We start from the raw sequence: 21,257 nt of genomic DNA, 5'->3' as shown, positions 1-21,257 counted from the left end.
ACGAGAACGCCCGAGTGGAAAATCGGTGGCGGAGTGGCGGGTGCGGTGCCAGGGTGGGCCGTAGACCTGTCATCCGATCCGAGGAGAGACCATGCGAGCAGCTTCCACGCTCCGGACCCCGACCCGTCTGACCGTGGAGACCTGCTTTGTCATTGTTGAACCTCGGAATCGTCGCCCATGTTGACGCCGGCAAGACCAGCCTGACCGAGCGGCTGCTGTTCGAGGCCGGAGCGGTCTCGCGCCCCGGCAGCGTCGACGACGGCACCACCCGCACCGACTCGATGGACCTCGAGCGGCAGCGCGGCATCACCATCCGGGCCGCCGTCACCTCGATCCGTCTCGGTGACCTCACCGTCAACCTCCTCGACACCCCGGGCCACCCGGACTTCATCGCCGAGGTGGAGCGGTCGCTCGCCGTGCTCGACGCCGCCGTGCTGGTGGTGTCGGCCGTGGAGGGTGTCCAGCCGCAGACCGTCGCGATCTGGCGGGCGCTGCGCCGGATCGGTGTGCCCACCCTGTTCTTCGTGAACAAGGTGGACCGCCGGGGCGCCGACGTGGACCGGGTGGCCGACCAGATCCGCCGTCGCCTCGGCACCCGTCCGGTCGTGCTCACCACGGTCACCGGCCAGGGTGACCGGGAGGCCCGGGTGCGGGCGCTCGCACTGGACGCCGAGCCGATCGTCGAAGCAACTGCGGAGATCAACGACTTGGTCGCCGTACGGTGGGTGAACGGTGAGCCGGCCCGGATCCGTGACGTGCGGCGTGCCGTCCGCCGTGCGGTCCGGTGCGGTGACCTCAGCCCGGTCGTGTGCGGTTCGGCGATCACCGGCGCCGGTGTGCCCCAGCTCCGCCGTTTCCTGGCCGATCTGCTGCCGCGCTCCGCTGCTCCGGAGGCTCCGGCCGCCTCTCCTGTTGCCCCTGCCGCCGGCACGGTGTTCGCCGTCGATCGTGACGGGCAGGGCCGCCGGGCCTGGGTGCGCCTGTGGTCGGGCAGTCTCCGGGTGCGCGACCGGGTGACGATCGGCGCGGGCCGTCCCCAGACGGTGACCCAGATCGCGGTCAGCGAACCCGACGGTGTGCGGGTGCGACAGTCCGCGTCGGCCGGTCAGATCGTCGCCGTCCGCGGCCTGTCCGCGCGGATCGGCCAGCACGTCGGCGAGCCGCCCCGGCGCTCGTTGTACGCCTTCCCGCCGCCGACCCGGCAGGCCACCGTCGAACCGGTCGACCCGGCCCGGCGGCTGGCCCTGTTCGCCGGGCTCGCCGAACTCGCCGACGAGGACCCGCTGGTCGATCTTCGACTCGACGAGATGCGATCGGAAGCGGTCATCCGGCTGCACGGCGAGGTGCAGAAGGAGGTGATCGCGGCACTGCTGGCCGAGCGGTACGGCGTCGAGGTCCGGTTCTCCGGCACCCTCACCGCCTGCATCGAACGGGTCGCCGGGACCGGCAAGGCTTCCGAACGTGTCAAGGAGCGCGGCAACCCGTACCTGGCCGGGCTCGGTCTGCGGATCGAGGCGGCGCCGGTCGGGCACGGCATCGAGTTCCGGCCCGGCCTGGAACCCGGGCGGCTGCCGGCGGCGTTCGTGTCCGCCGCCGAGGAGGGCGCACGGGCCGGGCTGCGGCAGGGCCGGTTCGGCTGGCCGGTCACCGACTGCGTGATCAGCATGACGTCGTCGCAGTACTGGCCCCGGCAGAGCCGCCCGCACCAGAAGTTCGACAAGTCGATCTCGACGATCGCCGCCGATTTCCGCAATCTGGGCCAGGTGGTGGTGGCCGCGGCGCTGCGGGAGGCGGGCACCCGGGTGTGCGAGCCGGTGGAGCGTTTCGACGTGAACCTTCCCGAATACGTGGCCGACGCGGTGACCGCGCTGCTGGGCCGTTCCGGCGCCCTCATCGACGACACCACGGTGGCGGGCGGTTACCTGGAGGTGGCCGGAACCCTGCCGTCGGCCCGGATCCCGGCACTGGTGGCCGCCCTCCCGGACCTGACCGGCGGCGAGGCGGTCCTGACCACCCACTTCGACCACTACGCCCCGGTCCCGACCGCCCACCCGCCGACCCTGCCCCGGCGCGGTCCCGACCCGGCGTGCCGCGAGGAGTACTTTCGCGCGGTGCCCCGCTGACACCGGCCACCAGCCCTCGGGGGCACGCCGGGCTCCGGACCAGAGCCGGCCCGGCCTCCGTGTCGCCGGATCCGGGCGGTGCGGGATCGTAGGGTGGACGAGTTCGTGAGGTGTCTGCCGTCGAGGGGGATCACATGTGCCGGAGCATCCATCAGCTGCACAACTTCGAGCCGCCGGCGACGGAGGACGAGGTGCACGCCGCCGCGCTGCAGTACGTGCGGAAGATCGCCGGGACGACCAAGCCCTCGCAGGCCAATCAGGCGGCCTTCGATGCGGCGGTGGCCGCGGTGACCGCGGCCACCGCGGAGCTGCTCGCCGCGCTGGTCACCAACGCGCCGCCGAAGAACCGGGAGGAGGAGGCGGTGAAGGCGCGGGCCCGGTTCGAGGCGCGCAACCGGGGGTAGACGCGGGCGGGTGACAACGGACGGTAAACGACGCCGTCACACACCCGATCTATCATCCTTCTTCTATGGGATCACGGGGATTTCCGGTACGCCGCACGCTCACCGGCTACGCGTTCCTCGCCCCGAGCCTGCTCGGCGTGATCGGGTTTCTGCTGGTCCCGGTGCTCGTGGTGATCGGCATCAGCCTGCACCGGTGGGATCTGGTCAGCCCGGCCCGCTGGGTGGGGCTGGACAACTACGCGGCGCTGCTCGACGATCTCGCGTTCTGGCAGTCGCTGCTGATCACCGGCATGTTCGTGGCGCTGGTCGTCCCGGCGCAGGTGGTCCTCGGGCTGCTCACCGCGGTGCTGCTGGACCGGCGGCTGCCCGGTTCTGTGGTCTTCCGGACGGTCTTCGTGCTGCCCTGGATCAGTGCCCCGCTGGCACTCGGCGTGGTCTGGCGGTGGATCTTCGACCCGTCGGACGGCGCACTGAACGCGTTCACCGGCGTACGCGTCGAATGGTTGTCCGATCCTGATCTGGCCCTGCCGGCCGTGGTGGTGGCGACCGTCTGGCAGCACGTCGGCTACGTGGCGCTGTTCTTCCTGGCCGGACTGGCCGGCATCCCCGCCCAGTTCCCGGAGGCGGCCCGGATCGACGGCGCGAACGCGGGGCAGGTGTTCCGCCGGATCACCCTGCCGCTGCTGCGCCCGACGATGTTCTTCGTGGTGGTCACCGGTCTGCTGACCACGTTCCAGACCTTCGACACGGTGTACGCGATGACCCAGGGCGGACCGGCCGGCGCCACCGACGTGATCGCCTCGCTGATCTACCGGGAGGCGTTCACCAACTTCCGGATGGGCCGGGCCGCGGCCATGTCGGTGGTGCTGCTGCTCCTGTTGATCACGGTGACGGTGGCGCAGCAGCTCTACTTCCGCAAGCGCACGACGTACGAGGTGAGCTGATGTCCCGCCGGATCGCGAACGTGGTCACCTACCTGCTGCTGGGCATCGGCGCGGTCATCACGCTCGCGCCGTACCTGCTGAGCGTGCAGACGTCGCTGAAGACGCCGGAGCAGTTCGCCGCCGCGTCCCCGCTGGCCCCGCCGTCCCCGGTCAGCGCCGGCTCGTACGCCGAGTTGGTCGTCGGCGACCACACCCTGGTGCCGCCGTTGGTGATCACCGTGCAGGTGGTGATCCTGGTGGTGCTCGGGCAGCTGACCTGCTCGGTGCTGGCCGCGTACGCCTTCGCCCGGCTCGACTTCCCCGGCCGTGACCTGCTGTTCTGGGTCTACCTCGGCACCCTGATGGTCCCGCTCGCCGCGACGTTGGTGCCGCGGTTCGTGCTGGTCAGCGGGCTCGGGCTGCGGGACACGTTCTGGGGGATCGTGCTGCCGACACTGTTCGGTTCGCCGTACGCCGTCTTCCTGCTCCGTCAGTTCTTCCGCGGCATTCCCACCGAACTGCTGGACGCGGCGCGCATCGACGGTGCCGGGCATCCCCGCGTACTGCGGCATGTGATCCTGCCCCTGAGCCGTCCCGTCCTGGCCACGCTGCTGATCATCACGGTGGTGGCGCACTGGAACGAGTTCCTCTGGCCCCTCGTCGTCACCAGCAGTGAGCGCTGGCAGGTGCTGACCGTGGCGGTGTCGGCGCTGCAGAGCCAGTATCACGGCAACTGGACCCTGGTCATGGCCGCCACCACACTCGCCACGCTGCCGCTGCTGGTCTTGTTCGTGCTGTTCCAGCGGCACATCGTCAAGTCGATCACGATCACCGGGATGAAATGAGGTCGATCCATGCGCGTGCTCGTCGTGCTCCTTCTCCTGCTCTCCGGCTGTTCGATCGCGGGCGGTGCGACGGACGGTGACCGGACCACCGTCACGTTCCGGCTCTGGGACGAGCAGGTGGCCAAGGCGTACGAGGAGTCGTTCGCCGCCTTCGAACAGCGCAACACCGGCATCGACGTGACGGTGCAGCTGGTGCCGTGGGCCGACTACTGGACCAAGCTGCCGGCTGACATCGCCGCGGGCACCGCCGCCGACATCTTCTGGACCAACACCAGCAACTACGGGTTGTACGCCGACAGCGGGCACCTGTTGCCGATCACCGACGGGCAGCGCTCCGGGTGGACAAGATCGGTCGTCGACCTCTACACCCGGGGCGGCACGCTGTGGGGCGTACCGCAGCTGTGGGATTCGATCGCGCTGTTCTACAACAAGGAACTGGTCGAGCAGGCGGGCGTCGATCCGGCCACGCTGACCTGGAACCCGTCCGGCAACGGTGACACGTTCCTGCCCGCCGCCCGCAAACTGACCGTCGACCGGGCCGGGAAGAGCGCGGACCAGAGCGACTTCAACCCCGGGACCATTTCCCGGTACGGGTTCAACGCCAGTTTCGACAGTCAGGCCGTCGGCTGGAACTTCGTCGGCTCGAACGGCGGCACGTGGCAGAACGGTGACGCCTTCGACTATGCCGACCAGCCGAAAACGGTCGAGGCGATCCAGTACGTCGTCGATCTGATCAACAAGCACCACGTGGCCCCGTCGGCGGCCGACACCAACACCAACGGGGACAAGACGCTGCAGCTGTTCACCCAGGGCCGACTCGCGCTGTTCCAGTCCGGCCCGTACCACCTGAAGAACGTCCAGGAGGGCGCGAAGTTCCGATGGGGCCTCGCGCCGCTGCTCACCGGCCCGTCCGGGCGGGTCGGCGTGGTGCACGGGGTGGCCGCCGTGGCGTCCGCGAAGACCCCGCACCGGGAGGCCACCGAGAAGGTGCTGTCCTGGATCGGCTCCGCCGACGGCGCCCGCCCGATCGCGGCCGGCGGCTTCGCGTTCCCCGGGGTGGTCGCCGCCGAACCGGACTTCACCGAGTACTGGCGCCAGCAGGGCGTCGACGTCACCCCGTTCCGGGACGCGGCGAACGGCGTCACCTTCCCGGCCCCGGTCGGCCCGCGGGTCCAGGCCGGCGCCACCGCCGCCCAGCCGATCCTGCAGCAGATGTTCCTCGGCCGGCTCCCCGTCCCGGACGGCCTGCGCCAGGCCCAGGCCGCCGCGAACAAGGCGATCGAACCCTAGCGGCCAACGGCCATCCGTAGCGTGGCTAACCCACCGCGAGGGGTGATCCCTGTGCCATACTCGCCCTCTTGATCGAGTGCCGCGGTGCTGGGAATCCGGAGTGGGCATGCGGTTGCGGACGGCGTTACCGGCGGCCCTGGTCGTCGCCGCGGGGATGCAGTTGCTGTACCCCCTCCTGCCCGCCTGGGGACAGTTCGTGCTCTCCGACACGGTCATCGCCGTGGCCAGCGGATACGCGGCGTTCCACTACCGCCGGCGGGCCGCCGACCCGGAGACGATCCGGCGGATGCGGATCGCGTTCGGCTGCGGCGCGGGGGCGTGCGCGATCTGGTCGATCGGCAACGTGGTGCTGCTGCTCTCCACCGTCGGCGTCGACTTCCTGGCCGGGGTGGGCGGGCTGCTGTCGACGGTGGCGGCCGGGTTCGTACCCATCGCCCTGATCCTCGCCGCACCCCGCCCGCGCGGGCTCGCCGCGGTCCGCCTGCTGATCGACGTCGCCGCGGTCTTCGGCGCCGTGTTCGCGCTGGCCTGGGAGTTCGTGCTGTCGTCCGGCCCCGGGCTGACCGGCGAGATCGGCGGCGAGGGCTACCGGGTGACCATCGTCGGGCTGCTGGTGCTCGGCGCGGTGATCGCCCTGGTCACCCTGGCCTCCGCCGAGCCCGGGCAGAGCGGCAGCGCCCAGCAGTTGCTGGCGATGGCCGCGCTGGTCCAGGCGGTCACCCTGCTCGCCGCCACCCGCAACGACCTCAACGACCTCCTCTGGTACGCGGACGGGGTCGGCGGCGGCTACATCCTGGCCGCCCTGATCATGGCCGCGTCCAGCCGTCTCGCCACCTCCCGCCCCGGCGTCGAGCGCGGCGGGGCGCTGGTGTTCCGGGGCTGGGCGCTGCTGCCGTACGTCCCGGTGGTCTTCGCCGTCGCGACCGCGGCCGCCCGCCAGGCCGGGAGCGGGCAGCTCGACCCGGTGCTGGTCTGGACCCTGCTCGCCACGTTCTCGCTGGTCCTGGTCCGGCAGTTCCTCACCCTGGCCACCCTGGGCCGGATGACCGAGGTCCTCGAGGAGCAGCGCGACGCCCTCGAGCACCAGGCCAGCCACGACGCGCTGACCGGGCTGCTGAACCGGGCGGCGTTCGACACCCGGGCCGCCGAGATCCTGGCCTTCTCGTCGGACGGGGTGACCGCGATGATCCTCGACCTGGACGGGTTCAAGCCGGTCAACGACACCCTCGGGCACGCGGCCGGCGACGACGTGCTGGTCGTGGTGGCCCGTCGGCTCGCCGCCGAGCTACGCGCCGGTGACCTGGTCAGCCGGATCGGCGGGGACGAGTTCGCGATCCTGCTGACCGAGGCGGCCGACGCCCCGGAGGTGGCCGGGCGCCTGCTGCGCCGGATCGGCGAGCCGATGCGGGTGCACGGCCACACGGTCACCGTCGGCGGCAGCATCGGCCTGGCCGCCGCCGAGGACGGCGACCTCAACGGCCTGCTGCGCCGGGCCGACACCGCGATGTACGAGGCGAAGGCCGCGGGCAAGGGCACGGTCCGCCGGTACGACCGGGCCGCGGCCTGACCCGGCTACTTCTCGACGATGTCCAGTGGTTCGGCGGTCAGGACATCGCTGCGGACGTACGCCAGGTCCACGGTCACGTCGGTGAACCAGAGGACCGGCAGCGTCAGTGGCGGCGGGGACTCCGGGGTGAACACCACCGGGATCAGGCCGAACAGCTTGCCCTCGAAGCGGGGGGTGTAGAACTCGACGGCGCCGTCCAGGATCAGTTCGCCGCTGTCGATCACCGTGGTCGCGTCGCCCGGCTCGTCGATGGTCAGCTGGAACGGCTTGTTCACCACCTTGTCCATGCTGAACTTCAGCGACCGGATCGGGCCGTCGCCGGTCGGGACCTCGGCCACACCGTCGTAGGACGACTCGTACATGGTCATCGAATCCGCCTTGACGATCCCGGGTTTCGCCCCGGCGCGGGGGAGACCGTCGTCGTCGGCGAGCAGGCCGAGCTGGCGTTCGCCGAGGCAGGGGATCTCCTCGGCCTTCTTGCTCCTGCTGGGGGACGGGGAGGCGCTGGGCGTCTTCTCCGGGTCGGGGGTGGCGGCCGGCGGTTGCGGCGAGGGCGCGGCGGACGTCGACGGTTTTCCCGCGGGCGTCTCCCGGTCTTCCTTCTCGTTCCCGCCTTCCTCCTTCTCGTCCCCGCCGCCGATGCCGATCAGGTCGCCGACGCCGTCCCAGAAATCGTCGATGCCCTCGAGTATCGGGTTCCCGCCCGCCGATTCGCTGACGCTGGGGGAGACGTCGCTCGCGCTGGGAGAGGGTGAGGGCTCGGCCGATGCGGACCCTGAGGTGGAGGGAACCGGATCCGTGGTGGGTTTGTCCGTGGTGGGCGGTTTCGGGGAGGCGGAACTCGAACTCGGGGAGGCACTCGGCTTGCGGGACGGCAGCCCGGCCGGGCACTCGGCCGCCTCGGCGGGCCGGTTCCCCGCGACGATCACCCCGGTGGCCAGGAGCAACGGCGCCAGGATGATCAGCGCCTTGCGAAGTGGTGCGGTCGAGTCCCCGGTCTTTGTCGCGGGTGGGCCCCAGGCGATGGCCAGGGCGCCGCCGATGATGCCGAGCAGCATGCCGGCGATCCAGCCGCCCAGGTTCAGACCGATGAACGAGTACAGCGCCGTGATGATCCCGACGACCCCGTAGAACAGGCGTTGCGCGGGGGAGTACCAGGTCAGCACCCCGGCGGCGATCAACATCACCGGCAGCAGGTACGAGTAGAAGCCCTGTGGCCCGATGTGGATCTGGATGTCGTCCAGTTCCATGTTCGCGCTGCCGAACATCTCCAGCCCCGCCAGCAGCAGGAACAACCCGCCCCAGAACGGGCGCCCGCGCCGCCACCGGCGGAACCGGGCCCTGACGTCAGTCACGGATCCCCCGCTCAGTAGCACTCGTGGTCGCCGCCGATGTGCAGCTTCAGATCCATGCCGTTGAGCGTGAACGTGGAGGCGGAGGTGTAGTACGCCTCCTGCCGCAGCCCTTCGATGGTGACGGTGCGGGCCTGCTGGCCGAAGGAGAGCGGGGCGCCGTGGGTCTCCGCGCCGTCCCGGGTGAGGGTGGAGCCGTCCAGGCCGATCTGGATGTCCTCGAAGGTGGCGTTGCCGCTGAGCGTGGACATGCCGATGAGCAGGTCGTCGGCGTGCACCGGGTTCGCCGGATCGTTACCCGCCTCGATACGCAGGGTCACCGGCCCGACGGCGACCGACTGGCAGAGCCCGAACAGGTCGGCGCTGTGGATGCCGGACATCGCGGCCGGGACCGTGCCGCCGGGGTGGTTCTCCGTGTCGTCGGTCGACAGCTGCCCGCTGTACTGGGTGAAGCCCTCGCCGACGAGTTTGTCGGCGGACAGTTTGAACTGCTTGCCGGAGACGGTGAAGTTCGCCGCCAGAGCCCCCTCGGCCAGCGCCAGGACCAGTCCGCCGGCGACGACCGCGGGCACGCCCACCGCGACGGCGAAGCGCCGCCAGTTGGTGCGCCCGCTCTGCGACTCCTCCACGGAACCTCCTCAGGGATGGGGCCGTCGTAGCGAGAAGCGTCGATGGCCCCGGTCGTGATGTGCCGGAGATGTTGCTCCTGAAGGAGGCTGCGGACAAGGGCTTCGTTTACCCGTCAGTAACCCAGGTCACCGAGATCAACATGACGCTCGGTGATGCTCGCCACCCTGGTGTCCGATATTTCGGATATTGAGATCAGTTACCCGTTACCCGGGGTACGCAAGGCTAGATTTATTGCGGTCGGATAACGAAACTAAATCAGGGCGGGGTGACTTAGGTCGCGACCCCAACCTGCCGAACTGAGAGGCATGACCGCCCGCGAGGTTCGCCGCCGATGAGTGTGCAGCGTCGCCTCAATGTGGGCTCCCTGGCCATGCTCGGGCTCTTCATGGTTCTGCTGCTCGTCCAGTTCGGGTTCGGCACCCTGCTGCGGGCCGAACAGGACAGCGAGGCGGCCGGCTCCACCCGCGCCGAGATCGCCAACGATCACGTGATGCAGGAGATGACCGACGCCGAGATCGGGGTACGCGGGTACCGGCTCACCGGGGACGCGAGCTTTCTGGGACCGTACGAGAAGAGTCGTGCGGCAGTGATGAAGGCCCTCGACGAGATCAGTGCCGGCAACTCCGGCTCCCGGGTCGCCGCCCTGATCGGCAGGCAGCGCGAGGCGGTCCAGGCGTGGCTCGACGGGTACGCCGTACCGATCGCCACGGGCAAGGAGCCCCCCGCCGATGGGGAGCAGCTCTTCACCGAACTGCGCCGGATCAACACCGCCATGGACGAGGCGCTCGCAGCCGACCGTACCGACATGCTCGCCGCCGCCGCCGGGGACCGCCGTGAGATGACCATGCTTGCCGCACTCCTGGTCGTGGCGATCCTCGCCATCGGGTACAGCGTCGCCCGCACCGGCCGCCGCCAGCTGCTCGTGCCGCTCGGCGACCTGGCCGTCACCATCCGGCGGCTGGCCTCCGGCGACCGGTCGATCCGCGCCGAACCGGCCGGCTCCACCGAGCTGCGCACCGTCATCGAGGCGCTCAACGACCTGGCCGCCCAGACCGAGACCCTGCTCGTCGCCGAACACGCCCGCGCCGCCCGGGCCGGACTGCGCCAGGCCGTCGCCGCCGAGATGCAGGAGCTCGGCGACATCGACCACACCGCCCGCCGGATCACCGAACTCGTCGGGATCGCCGTCGGCGCCACCGCCGTGCACTGCGAACTGGTCGTCCCCGGTCGCGGCGAGATGCGCTCCGGCTGGCCGGACGGCACCCCCGACCTGCCCGCCGAACGCACCGTCGAGCTGCTCACCGGCCAGTCCTGCACCCCGCGGTGCGGCTCCGGCGGCAACGTCTGGATGACCGTCGGCGGCGACGCCGAGTGCATCCCCGGGTACCTGCACCTGGACCGGCCCGGCAACCCGGTCTGGACCGACGCCGAACAGCGCCTGCTCGCCGGGGTCGGCCGGGAGATCGAACGAGCCCTGCGCCAGCTCAACCTGCAGAACAACCAGGCCCGCCTGATCACCGAACTGCGGATGCTGGACCAGCGCAAGGACGTCTTCATCCAGACCGTCACGCACGAGCTGCGCACCCCGCTGACCAGCATCCTCGGCTACACCGAGATGATCGCCGACGAGGACGGCGCCGCGCTCACCTCGGTCCAGCAGCGCGCCCTCAACGCCATCCTGCGCAACGCCCACCGCCTGCACGACACCATCGGCGACCTGATCCTGCTCGACCGGCCGGACAACGGGGCCGCCGTGACCGCGGAGACCCTGGACCTGGGCACGGTCGCGGTCACGGTCCGGCACGAACTGGACAACGCGGCCCGCGCCAAGAACCTGACCGTCACCTTCGACGCCGACGAGGGCTGGGTCCGCGGCGACCGCACCCAGTTGCAGCGGGCCCTGCGCAAACTCCTGGAGAACGCGATCAAGTTCACCCCGTCCGGCGGCAGCGTCACCTGCCGGATGGCCGCCGACGCCCGCACCGTGGCCATCTCGGTCACCGACACCGGCATCGGTATCCCGGCCGAGGACGTGCCCGGTCTGTTCACCCCGTTCCACCGGGCCGGGAACGCGATGGACCAGGCGGTTCAGGGCCCCGGGCTGGGCCTGGCCATCGTCCGCGACATCGTCCGGGACCACGGCGGCACCATCGCCGTCCAGTCGGTGGTCGGCCGGGGCACCACCTTCACCCTGACCCTCCCCGCCGCCCCGGCCCCGGCGAAGACGGTCGCACTCACCGCCGGCGTCCTCACTTCCAGCGGATGACGGCCGTCCTCACCGCCGACGTTCTCACTTCCGGCGTTCTCACTTCCAGCAAATGACGGTCGTGCTCACCGGAGGCGGGTGACCGCCAGGCCGGTCAGATCGGTCCGGTGGGTGATCAGCAGAACCGTGCGCTCACCGGCCGCCGCCATCAGGTCGCGGGTCAGCGCGGCGGCGGTCTCGTCGTCGAGGTGCTCGGTCGGCTCGTCGAAGATCAGCACCCGGGCGTCGCCGAGCAGCAGCCGGGCCAGGGCGAGGCGCCGCCGCTGCCCGCCGGAGAGCGCCATCCCGTGCTCGCCGACCAGCGTGTCCAGCCCGTCCGGGAGAGTCTCCACCCAGTCCAGCAGCCGCGCCTGGCGCAGCGCCTCCCGCAGGTCGGTGTCGCTCGCCCCGGGCCGCCCGATCCGCAGGTTGTCGCCGATCGTGGTGTCGAACAGGGAGGAGTCCTCCGGCAGATAGCCGACGACCCGCCGCACCTCGTCCGCCGGGATCTCCCGCAGATCCCGCCCGTCCATGGTCACCCGTCCTTCCCGCGGGTCCAGGAAGCGCACGAGCAGCGCCGCGACGGTGCTCTTGCCGGAGCCGCTGGGCCCGACCAGAGCCACCCGCCCTCCGGAGGGCAACACCAGGTCAACCCCGTTGATTGCGGTACGCCCACCGACCCAGCCCGCGGTGACCCCGTCGACCCGCATCTCCGGCACGGCCAATCCGCTGTTTCCCCGCGCAGGCCCGGGGCTCGCGTCGTCGTTCTTCCGCGCGGCCGCGGCCGTGGGCGTGGAACTCGGGTCGTCGTGGATCGGGTCCGGGGTCTGCCAGAGTTCGGTCAGGCGCCGCAGCGAGACCCGGGCCGTCGCCCAGCGCTGCGCCGCCGTCGGAAGCGGTGCGGCGATCTCGAAAACCGCCAGCGGTGTCAGCACGATCAGCGCCAGCAACTCGCCGGGCAGTGATCCGGAACGGACAGCGACGGCACCCGCGACCAGCCCGGCCAGTACCGCGGCCCCGGTGCTCAGGGCGGTCACCGCGGCGCCCAGCCCGGCGGTGGCGGCGGACCGGCGGGACGTGTCGGTGAGCCGGGCGTCGACGGCGGCGAGGCGGTCGAGACGGTCGCGGGTGGCACCGTACGCGGCGAGATCGGGCAGACCGTGCAGCAGATCGACGACCCCGGTGGCGAGTTCGGCCCGCAGCGGCGCCAGCCGTCCGTCGGCACGCCGGGCGGCGGCCCGCTGCAGCACCGGCACACCGGCGCCGACCACCAGCAGCGCGACGGCCAGGGCCAGCCCGGCCACCGGGACCAGCACCCCGACGACCAGGACCGAGGCGAGCCCGATCACGCCGGCCACCGCGTACGGCAGCACCACCCGGGTGATCAGGTCGAGCACCGCGTCGACGTCGGCGGCGAGCCGCCGGGCCAGGTCGGCGCGGCGGAAGTCGGCGAGCCCGGCGGGCGCGAGGCGTTCCAGGCGGGTCCAGAGCCGCACCCGCACGTCGGTCAGGATCCGGAACGCGGCGTCGTGCCCGACCAGCCGTTCCAGGTAACGCAGCACACCCCGGCTGAGCCCGCAGGCCCGGACCGCGACGATCGCCACCATCAGATGCAGGACCGGCGGGTGCAGGGCGGCCCGCGAGATCAGCCACGCCGAGCAGGCGGTCAACGCCACCGCGGCCCCGGCGGCGCCCACCCCCGCGAGGACGGCCAGACTCAGCCGCCCGGCGGCCGGCCGGATCAGGGAGCCGACGGAGATGGCCGCGCCACTATCAGGTCGTCGGTCCGGGGCGACGGTGGAGATGACCATGCCGGCACCAGGGTGGCGGTCAGAGGGGACGGCGGAGACGGTCATGCCGGCACCAGGTTCTCGGTCAGGGGGACGACACGGTCGGCGAGAGCGATCAGTTCCGGACGGTGCGCGGCGATCAGCACGGTGCGTCCGGCGGCCAGCCGCCGGATCGCGGCCATCACCTCGGCGGCGGTCCCGGCGTCCAGGTTGGCGGTGGGTTCGTCGAGCAGGACGATCGGCGCGTCCCGCAGAAAAGCCCGGGCCAGCGCGATCCGCTGCCGTTGCCCCGCGGACAGCCCGGTCCCGTCGTCCCCGAGCACCGTCGAATAGCTCTCCGGCAACTCCCGGACGAACCCGTCGGCCCCGGCCGCCTGCGCCGCCGCGACCACTTCAGGAAAGGGAACAGGCGCGGCCAGGCCGTCCGGCAGCGCGATGTTGTCATAAACCGACGACGCGAAGAGATGCGGTCGCTGAGGCACCCACGCGATGCGCCGCCGCCAGGCTTCAAGATCAAATTCCTGTTGCGGTACGCCACCGACGGTCACCCGTCCCGCCGTAGGACTGACGAAGCCGAGCAGCACGTTCAGCGCCGTGGACTTCCCGCACCCCGACGGCCCGGTGAGCGCGACGATCTCCCCGGTCCTGATGGTGGCGTCGAGCCGCAGAGCAGTCCCCGACCGCCCCGGAAACCGAACCTCCACCCCGTCGAACACGATGTCCCCCGAGACCGGCGCACGTTTCCCGAGGACCGGGAGCGGCGTCTCCAGCACGGCGAACACTTCTTCGGCAGCGGCCAGTCCTTCGGCGCTGGCGTGGAAGTGCGCCCCCACTTCACGAAGGGGCCGGTAAGCCTCGGGGGCAAGGATCAGCACGAGCAGGGCGGTGGCGAGATCAAGGTTCCCGGACACGAGCCGAAGCCCGATCCCCACGGCGACGAGCGCAACGGACAGGGTGGCAAGCAGTTCCAGAACAAGCGAGGACAAAAAGGCGGTCCGCAGCGTACGCATGGTGTGCCGCCGCTGCTCATCACTGATCCGCCGAATGATCCCGGCTTGGGCTCGTGCCCGCCCGAAGAGCTTGAGCGTGGGAAGCCCGGCGACAACATCAAGAAAGTGATGGGAGAGCCGCGAGAGCAACCGGAACTGCCGCCGGTTCTGAGCCTCGGTATGCATCCCGACCAGAGCCATGAACAACGGAATCAACGGCAACGTGACCGCAATGGTCCCCACTGCAACAAGGTCAGCAGGCAAAAGCCGGCTCAGCAGAATCCCCGGAACCAGAACAGCAAGCACAAGCTGCGGAAGATACTTCGCAAAGTAGTCGTCAAGCGCATCCAGCCCATCCCCAGCCAACGCCACAACCTCCCCAGCAGCAAGCCGCCCAGCCCCCCTCGCCTCACCGTCCGCGGAAAGCTGCCCGGCGCCCCTCGTTTTGCCGTCTGCGGAAGGCCGCTCGCCGTCCTTCTCTTTGGCCTCCGTGGGAAGCCCCGCGGTGTTCCCCGCCTTGCCTTCGGTGAGCGGTCGGTCGATGCCTTCTTCCTTGTCCCTCTTTTCGGTATTTATCGGGTCAGGGTGTGGGGCGAGGGCGGCGACGTGGGCGAGGAGGCGGTTGCGGAGCTGGCTCTTGACCGCGGCGGCCGAGCGAGCCGATGCGACCTCCTGGAGCCAGGCGACCGCCGCCTTCGCGGCGATCACCGCGACCAGCGCCACCAGCACCGGAGTGGTGAATCCGAGGATCCCGGTGGTCAGGTCACCGATGCCGGCGCCGTCCAGGAAGACCGCGGTGATCGCGTCGGCGAGCAGGACAGCCTGGGCGATCAGCAGCACGGCATGGATCCCGCCGAGGACGACGGTCGCCGCGAGGTAGGTCCGGGTGGCACGCGCATACCTGAGGAGCCGGGGGTCCAGCGGCTTCATCGGGTTCCTTCCGGAGCCCCGCCCACCGAACAACGGCGAGCGGGAAGGGGCGAGGCGGTCAGGTGTGGCGGCTGGAAGGTGAGGAGCTGGGTCGGTGGGTCAGGCTGGGATGTCGCTCAGCTTCAGGCGTTTGCGGAAGACCCAGTAGGTCCAGGCCTGGTAGAGGAGGACCAGTGGGGTGAACAGGACGGCCACCCAGGTCATCACCTTCAGGGTGTAGGGGGTGGAGGACGCGTTCAGGACCGTCAGGCTGTTCGCGGGGTCCAGGGTGGACGGCATCACATTGGGGAACAGGGTGGTGAACAGGGCCGCCACCGCCAGGACGATGGTGGCCGCGGTGGCGGTGAACGCCCAGCCCTCGCGGCGGATCCGGGTCAGCTGGACCGATGCCAGCAAGGTGAGGGCCGCCAGCACGGACAGGGCGATGCCCCAGTCGTCCGGGTCGGTGATGGCGGTCCACGCCAGGAAACCGGCGGCGATCGGGACCGCGGCCAGGGCCAGCCGGGTGGCGAGTCTGCCGGCTTCGGCGCGCATCGGGCCGTCCGTCTTCAGGGCCAGGAACACCGCGCCGTGCAGGGTGAACAACGCGAGGGTGGTCAGGCCGCCGAGCAGCGCGTACGGGTTCAGCAAATTGACGAAGCCGCCGACGTATTCGTGCTGGGCGTCGATCGGCACGCCGCGGACGATGTTGCCGAACGCCACGCCCCACAGGATCGCCGGGACCAGGCTGCCCCAGAAGATGCACAGGTCCCAGCCCTGCTTCCAGCGTGCCGACTCCCGCTTGTGGCGGTATTCGAAGGCGACCCCGCGGACGATCAGCGCCACCAGGATCAGCAGCAGCGGCAGGAAGAAGCCGGAGAACAGGGTGGCGTACCACTCGGGGAACGCGGCGAACGTGGCGCCGCCGGCGACGATCAGCCAGACCTCGTTGCCGTCCCAGACCGGGCCGATGGTGTTGATGGCGAGCCGCCGCGACCTGTCGTCCCTACCGAGGACCGGCAGCAGGATGCCGACGCCGAAGTCGAAGCCTTCGAGGAGGAAGTAGCCGGCCCAGAGGACGGCGATCAGGATGAACCAGAAGGTGGTGAGTTCCATGTCAGAAGGCCCTCAGTAGGCGAACGCGAGCGGTTTGTCGGCGTCGTCGTCCGCGGCCGGTGGCTCGATCGACGGGGCGCCGGCTTTGGCGTACTTGATGAACAGCGCGAACTCGACGACGGCCAGCGCCCCGTAGACCACGGTGAGCACGATCAGACCGGTCGCGGCCTCCGCCGTGGACACCGACGGCGACGCCGAGTCGGCGGTCTTGAGCAGCCCGAACACGCTCCACGGCTGCCGGCCCATCTCGGTGAAGATCCAGCCGAACGAGTTGGCCAGCAGCGGCATGGCGACGGTGGCGACCCCGGCGATCCAGAGCCAGCGGGACTGCGGGCGCCGGCCGCCGCGGGTGAACCAGAGGACCGCGGCCGCGATCACCATGGCCAGCGCGCCGAATCCGATCATCAGCCGGAACGACCAGTACGAGACCGGAACGTTCGGCACGTAGTCCCCGGCTCCGTACCGTTGTTCGTACTCCCGCTGGATGTCGTTGATTCCTTCGACCTCTCCGGACGGGTCGCCGGTCGCCATCAGGGACAGCAGGAACGGCACCCGGACCGACCAGATCTCCTCGGAGCCGTCCAGCGAGCCGACGGTGAACGCGGAGAACGACGCCGAGTCGGTGGTGTCGTAGAGCGCTTCGGCGGCGGCCATCTTCATCGGCTGCTGTTCAGTCATCACCCGGGCCTGGATGTCGCCGGTGATCATCACGCCGAGCCCGGCGATCAGGGCCACCCACGCGCCGAGTTTGAGCGACGGCCGGAACACGTCGTCGGAGTTGCCGCGCTTGACGTGCCAGGCGCTGACCGCGATCAGCAGCGCGCCCGCGGTCAGGAAACAGGCGGTGACGGTGTGCGGGAACGTGACCAGGGTGGTGGAGTTGGTGAGCACCGCCCAGATGCTGGTCAGCTCGGCACGGCCGTCGCCCATGGTCCAGCCGACCGGGTGCTGCATCCACGAGTTGGCGGCCAGGATGAAGTAGGCCGACATCAGCGTGCCGGTCGCCGCGATCCAGATCGTCGCCAGGTGCACACGTTTCGGCAGCCTGTCCCAGCCGAAGATCCACAGGCCGAGGAACGTGGATTCCAGGAAGAAGGCCAGCAGCCCCTCGATGGCCAGTGGCGCCCCGAAGATGTCACCGACGAAGCGGGAGTACGCCGACCAGTTCATGCCGAACTGGAACTCCTGCACGATCCCGGTGACGACACCGATCGCGAAGTTGATCAGGAAGAGTTTGCCCCAGAACTTGGTGGCCCGGAGGTATTTCTCCTTACCGGTACGGACCCATGCCGTCTGAATACCCGCTACCAGGAAGGAGAGCCCGATCGTTATCGGAACGAAGATGTAGTGATACACGGTGATGATGCCGAACTGCCACCGCGAGATATCGAGCGCGTCCACCGCTGTCCTTTCCCCAATGTCATGCCCACTCTTGACCAGGCACTTCACCCGTGATCAGGGCCGAAGGTCCCGACCGGTGGGAGCGGACGGCAGGTTCTGCCGGGGCTCGAAAAGATCGCCGGGAACAGAAACATGAGGCGCGTAGCGTGTTTTTGTGGATCTGCACACGGTCACCGAAGTGGTCAGCCCCGCCACGCCCGGCCAGTGGCGGCCCGGGGACGCCTGGCTGGGCGGCGGCACCGCGCTGTTCGGCGAGCCACGACCAGAGATCAACCGGCTGCTCGATCTGACCGCCGCCGGATGGCCACCACTCACGTTCCGTGACGATCATGTCGAGGTCGCGGCCACCTGCACCATCGCCGAGCTCGCCGAGGGGCTGGCGGCCTATCCGCTCGTCGGGCAGTGTTGTCACGCGTTCCTCGCCTCGTTCAAGATCTGGAACGTCGCCACCGTCGGCGGGAACCTGTGCGCGGCGCTGCCGGCCGGGCCGATGATCTCGCTGAGCGTGGCCCTCGACGGCACGTGTGTGCTGGTCGGGCCGGATGCGGTCGAGCGTCTGGTGCCGGCTGCCGCGTTCGTGACCGGGGTGGGGACCACGGTGCTGCGGGACGGCGAGTTCCTGCGGGCGATCCGGTTGCCGCTGGCCACGCTCACCGCTCGGACGGCGTACCGCCGCGGGTCGTTGTTTCGTCATGGCCGGTCGGCGGCGCTGGTGATCGGGCGGATCGACCCGGGCGGTGGGGTGTCACTGACGGTGACCGCGTCCACCGAGCGGCCCCATGTCACGCAAAATCTGGACGAATTGCGCGATTGGGTTGACGACGTGCACGGCAGCCCGGCCTGGCGCCGACATCTCACCCGGCTCTACGCGGCACAGATCATCGCTGAACTCTCGGAGACCGCATGACGATCGAGATCAATGGGACTCCGCACGAGCGGGCACCGAAAGCCGGCCAGTGCCTGCGCACCTACCTGCGGGAAGAGGGCTGTTCCGGGGTCAAGAAGGGCTGCGACGCGGGGGACTGCGGGGCGTGCACGGTGCATGTCGACGGCAAGCCGGTGCACTCCTGCGTCTACCCGGCCTTCCGCGCGCTGGGGCATCAGGTCACCACGGTCGAGGGCCTGGCCGGGCCCGACGGTGAACTGCACCCGGTTCAGCAGAACTTTCTCGACGCGCAAGGCTTCCAATGCGGGTTCTGCACCGCCGGCATGATCATGACAACCGCTGCTCTGACCGATGCCCAGCGTGACGATCTGCCACGATCCTTCAAAGGCAACCTCTGCCGCTGTACGGGATACCGAGCGGTCCTGGACGCGGTGGAAGGCCGGGCGGCTCCCGCTTGCACACGCGGCGGCCCGGTCGTCGGCTCCAATCTCGGGGCACCAGCCGGGCCACAGGTCGTGACGGGAACCGCGCGGTACACGTTCGACGTAGACGTACCGGAGCTGCTGCATTTGAAGGTCCTGCGGTCGCCGCACGCGCATGCCCGGATCGTCGACATCGACACCAGCGACGCGCTCGCGGTGCCGGGGGTGGAGGCGGTGCTCACCCACAAGGACTCGCCGGACCGGCTGTTCTCCACCGGGCAGCACGAGCGGGAGGCGGAGGACCCCTACGACACGCGCGTTCTCGACGAGGTGGTGCGCTTCGCCGGGCAGCGCGTCGCCGCGGTGGTCGCGGTCTCCGAGGCGGCCGCGGAGGAGGGGGTGCGAAAACTGCGGATTTCGTACGACGTACGCGAAGCCGTCCTTGATCCCGCTCTTGCCATGCTGCCGGGGGCGCCGCTGGTGCACGGGGACAAGGGCGCCGGTCAGGGGATCGCGCGGGCGGACGCGAACGTGGTGGGGGAGTTGCACGCGTCGATCGGGGACGTCGCCGCCGGGTTCGCCGAGGCTGATGCCGTCTGGTCCGCGACGTTCCGGACACCTCGGGTGCAGCACGCGAGCCTGGAGACGCACGGTGCGGTGGGGTGGCTCGACGACGACGATCGGCTGGTGATCCGGTCGAGCACGCAGACGCCGTTCCTGACCCGGCGGGCCGTCGCCCGGCTCTTCGGCTTTCCTCTCGACAAGGTGCGTGTTGTCGCCGGGCGGGTGGGCGGTGGATTCGGGGGCAAGCAGGAGATGCTCGCCGAGGATCTGGTCGCGCTGGCCGTGCTGCGGACCGGGCGGCCGGTGAAGTGGGAGTTCACCCGGGCGGAGCAGTTCCACGGGGCTACCACGCGGCATCCGTTCGTCGTTTTTGTCAAGGCCGGCGCCCGCCGCGACGGGACCATCACCGCTCTACAGCTGAACGTGCTGGTCAACACGGGGGCATACGGCAATCACGGCCCTTCGGTGATGCACCACGGTTGTCACGAGACGGTCGCCGTGTACAAGTGCGGAAATATCCGGACAGACGCGTATTCCGTCTACACCCACACCGTGCCCGCCGGGGCTTTCCGTGGCTACGGGCTGGGGCAGGTCACGTTCGCCGTCGAGCAGACCCTCGACGAGGTGGCCCGGATGATCGGGATGGACCCGGTCACGTTCCGGGAGATCAACGTGGTGCGGCCCGGCGACGACCTGACCGCGCCCGGCGGCCACGTGCCCGACCTCGGCATCGCCAGCTACGGCCTGGACCAGTGCCTGGACCGGATGCGTGCCGCCTACGCCACCGCCGACGAGGGCCCGCCCGGCTGGCTCGTCGGCGACGGGATGGCGATCGCGATGATCGCGGCCGGGCCGCCCGGCGGGCACTACGCCGACGCCTCGGTGGCGCTGCTGCCGGACGGCCGCTACGAGCTGTCCGTCGGCACCGCCGAGTTCGGCAACGGCAGCACCACCGTGCACGCCCAGATCGTCGCCGACGAACTCCGCACCAGCCCCGACCGGATCGTGATCCGCCAGTCCGACACCGACGTGGTCCGGCACGACACCGGGGCCTTCGCCAGCACCGGCGTGGTCGTCGCGGGCAAGGCGGTGCTGCTGGCCGCCCGTTCGCTGCGCGCCCAGCTGCTGGCGCTCGCCGACCGCACGCCCGCCGAGGCGCACTTCCTCAGCGCCTCCGGCGTCGGCCCGATCCCGCTCACCGACCTGGTGGTCAAGGCAGGCGGTCCGGTCGTCGCACACGGCCATTTCGACGGTACGCCCCGGTCGGTCGCGTTCAACGCCCAGTTCTTCCGGGTGGCCGTCGACCCGGAGACCGGCGAGCTGCGGATCCTGCGGTCGGTGCACAGCGCCGACGCGGGGACCGTGATGAACCCGCTGCAGCTGCGCGGCCAGATCGAGGGCGGTGTGGCGCAGGCGCTGGGCGCGACCCTGTCCGAACACGTCGACCTGGACTCCTCGGGCCGGGTGACCACGGCGGCGTTCCGTCAGTACCACCTCCCGACGATGGCCGACGTTCCGTACACGGAGGTCCACTTCGCGCGGACCACCGATACGATCGGGCCGCTGGGCGCCAAGTCGATGAGCGAGTCCCCGTACAACCCGGTGTCACCGGCCCTGGCCAACGCCCTGCGTGACGCCCTCGGCATCCGCCTGACCGAACTCCCCTACACCGCCGACCGCATCTGGCAGGCCTTGCAGGACTGACCGTCCCGCCCACCGTTTCCGGCCCGGCCGGCCGTTCCCCCGCCCACCGCTCGCCCTCCCGGCCCGCCGCTTCGCGCCCCGCTGGCGGTTTCCCCTC

At 70.4% G+C, this 21,257-nt stretch carries 15 protein-coding genes; 9 read left to right on the top strand and 6 right to left on the bottom strand.

Translation table 11 applies throughout. The features are described from left to right. The first annotated feature begins 146 nt into the window (after positions 1-146). From Aco03nite_RS29825 to Aco03nite_RS29800, 6 genes are all read left to right on the top strand, one after another. A complete protein-coding gene (locus tag Aco03nite_RS29825; protein WP_203800607.1) occupies positions 147-2,123 on the top strand; it encodes an elongation factor G in 1,977 nt (658 codons plus the stop codon). Between the two features lie 134 nt (positions 2,124-2,257). Next, positions 2,258-2,527 (top strand): DUF2277 domain-containing protein, encoded by a 270-nt coding sequence (locus Aco03nite_RS29820; protein ID WP_203800739.1) that lies wholly within the window; start codon positions 2,258-2,260, stop codon positions 2,525-2,527. Positions 2,528-2,592: 65 nt separating this feature from the next. Next, positions 2,593-3,471 (top strand): carbohydrate ABC transporter permease, encoded by an 879-nt coding sequence (locus Aco03nite_RS29815; protein ID WP_203800604.1) that lies wholly within the window; start codon positions 2,593-2,595, stop codon positions 3,469-3,471. Next, positions 3,471-4,295: a carbohydrate ABC transporter permease gene (locus Aco03nite_RS29810; RefSeq protein WP_203800601.1), complete on the top strand. Its 825-nt coding sequence runs from the start codon at positions 3,471-3,473 to the stop codon at positions 4,293-4,295. Before Aco03nite_RS29815 ends, Aco03nite_RS29810 begins: the two co-directional genes overlap by 1 nt. A 9-nt stretch (positions 4,296-4,304) precedes the next feature. Next, the gene (locus tag Aco03nite_RS29805) at positions 4,305-5,585 is read left to right on the top strand and encodes an ABC transporter substrate-binding protein (RefSeq protein WP_203800598.1); all 1,281 of its coding nucleotides are present in this window, start codon (positions 4,305-4,307) and stop codon (positions 5,583-5,585) included. A 106-nt stretch (positions 5,586-5,691) separates the two neighbouring features. Further along, positions 5,692-7,152, top strand: coding sequence for a GGDEF domain-containing protein (locus tag Aco03nite_RS29800; protein WP_203800594.1), 1,461 nt, complete (start codon positions 5,692-5,694; stop codon positions 7,150-7,152). A gap of 5 nt (positions 7,153-7,157) precedes the next feature. Here Aco03nite_RS29800 and Aco03nite_RS29795 read toward each other — a convergent pair whose 3' ends face one another. After that, complete coding sequence (locus tag Aco03nite_RS29795) at positions 7,158-8,507, bottom strand: DUF6114 domain-containing protein (protein WP_203800591.1); 1,350 nt, start codon at positions 8,505-8,507, stop codon at positions 7,158-7,160. Positions 8,508-8,518: 11 nt separating this feature from the next. Then, positions 8,519-9,133 (bottom strand): DUF6230 family protein, encoded by a 615-nt coding sequence (locus Aco03nite_RS29790; RefSeq protein ID WP_203800588.1) that lies wholly within the window; start codon positions 9,131-9,133, stop codon positions 8,519-8,521. Positions 9,134-9,465: 332 nt separating this feature from the next. Between Aco03nite_RS29790 and Aco03nite_RS29785 the strand changes: the two genes are divergently transcribed. Then, positions 9,466-11,400, top strand: coding sequence for an ATP-binding protein (locus Aco03nite_RS29785; RefSeq protein ID WP_203800585.1), 1,935 nt, complete (start codon positions 9,466-9,468; stop codon positions 11,398-11,400). Between the two features lie 65 nt (positions 11,401-11,465). On the opposite strand, the gene cydC is transcribed toward Aco03nite_RS29785, so the two are convergent. From cydC to Aco03nite_RS29765, 4 genes are all read right to left on the bottom strand, one after another. Further along, the gene (cydC, locus tag Aco03nite_RS29780; protein ID WP_203800583.1) at positions 11,466-13,190 is read right to left on the bottom strand and encodes a thiol reductant ABC exporter subunit CydC; all 1,725 of its coding nucleotides are present in this window, start codon (positions 13,188-13,190) and stop codon (positions 11,466-11,468) included. Positions 13,191-13,231: 41 nt separating this feature from the next. Next, positions 13,232-15,088, bottom strand: a complete 1,857-nt coding sequence (cydD, locus tag Aco03nite_RS29775) for a thiol reductant ABC exporter subunit CydD (RefSeq protein ID WP_203800582.1) — start codon at positions 15,086-15,088, stop codon at positions 13,232-13,234. Positions 15,089-15,187: 99 nt separating this feature from the next. Next, positions 15,188-16,183 (bottom strand): cytochrome d ubiquinol oxidase subunit II, encoded by a 996-nt coding sequence (cydB, locus tag Aco03nite_RS29770; protein WP_203800581.1) that lies wholly within the window; start codon positions 16,181-16,183, stop codon positions 15,188-15,190. A gap of 12 nt (positions 16,184-16,195) precedes the next feature. Beyond that, complete coding sequence (locus Aco03nite_RS29765) at positions 16,196-17,584, bottom strand: cytochrome ubiquinol oxidase subunit I (protein ID WP_203800579.1); 1,389 nt, start codon at positions 17,582-17,584, stop codon at positions 16,196-16,198. 154 nt (positions 17,585-17,738) lie between these two features. Between Aco03nite_RS29765 and Aco03nite_RS29760 the strand changes: the two genes are divergently transcribed. Together Aco03nite_RS29760 and Aco03nite_RS29755 are read left to right on the top strand one after the other, a co-directional pair. Next, positions 17,739-18,491, top strand: a complete 753-nt coding sequence (locus Aco03nite_RS29760) for an FAD binding domain-containing protein (RefSeq protein WP_203800574.1) — start codon at positions 17,739-17,741, stop codon at positions 18,489-18,491. Continuing rightward, on the top strand, positions 18,488-21,160 hold the full coding sequence (locus Aco03nite_RS29755; protein WP_203800571.1) for a molybdopterin-dependent oxidoreductase: 2,673 nt from the start codon (positions 18,488-18,490) through the stop codon (positions 21,158-21,160). Before Aco03nite_RS29760 ends, Aco03nite_RS29755 begins: the two co-directional genes overlap by 4 nt. Positions 21,161-21,257 lie beyond the last annotated feature (97 nt).

The organism is Actinoplanes couchii (assembly GCF_016862075.1).
GTDB lineage: Bacteria > Actinomycetota > Actinomycetes > Mycobacteriales > Micromonosporaceae > Actinoplanes > Actinoplanes couchii.
The sequence above is the reverse complement of the archived record's forward strand: the minus strand, read 5'-3'. Positions and strand labels throughout refer to the sequence as shown.

Excerpts from the sequence above, each read along its gene's own strand:
- Aco03nite_RS29820 (WP_203800739.1), top strand. The coding sequence starts at position 2,258 with ATGTGCCGGAGCATCCATCAGCTGCACAACTTCGAGCCGCCGGCGACG.
- Aco03nite_RS29815 (WP_203800604.1), top strand. The coding sequence starts at position 2,593 with ATGGGATCACGGGGATTTCCGGTACGCCGCACGCTCACCGGCTACGCG.
- Aco03nite_RS29810 (WP_203800601.1), top strand. The coding sequence starts at position 3,471 with ATGTCCCGCCGGATCGCGAACGTGGTCACCTACCTGCTGCTGGGCATC.
- Aco03nite_RS29805 (WP_203800598.1), top strand. The coding sequence starts at position 4,305 with ATGCGCGTGCTCGTCGTGCTCCTTCTCCTGCTCTCCGGCTGTTCGATC.
- Aco03nite_RS29800 (WP_203800594.1), top strand. The coding sequence starts at position 5,692 with ATGCGGTTGCGGACGGCGTTACCGGCGGCCCTGGTCGTCGCCGCGGGG.
- Aco03nite_RS29785 (WP_203800585.1), top strand. The coding sequence starts at position 9,466 with ATGAGTGTGCAGCGTCGCCTCAATGTGGGCTCCCTGGCCATGCTCGGG.
- cydC (WP_203800583.1), bottom strand. The coding sequence starts at position 13,190 with ATGGTCATCTCCACCGTCGCCCCGGACCGACGACCTGATAGTGGCGCG.
- cydD (WP_203800582.1), bottom strand. The coding sequence starts at position 15,088 with ATGAAGCCGCTGGACCCCCGGCTCCTCAGGTATGCGCGTGCCACCCGG.
- cydB (WP_203800581.1), bottom strand. The coding sequence starts at position 16,183 with ATGGAACTCACCACCTTCTGGTTCATCCTGATCGCCGTCCTCTGGGCC.
- Aco03nite_RS29755 (WP_203800571.1), top strand. The coding sequence starts at position 18,488 with ATGACGATCGAGATCAATGGGACTCCGCACGAGCGGGCACCGAAAGCC.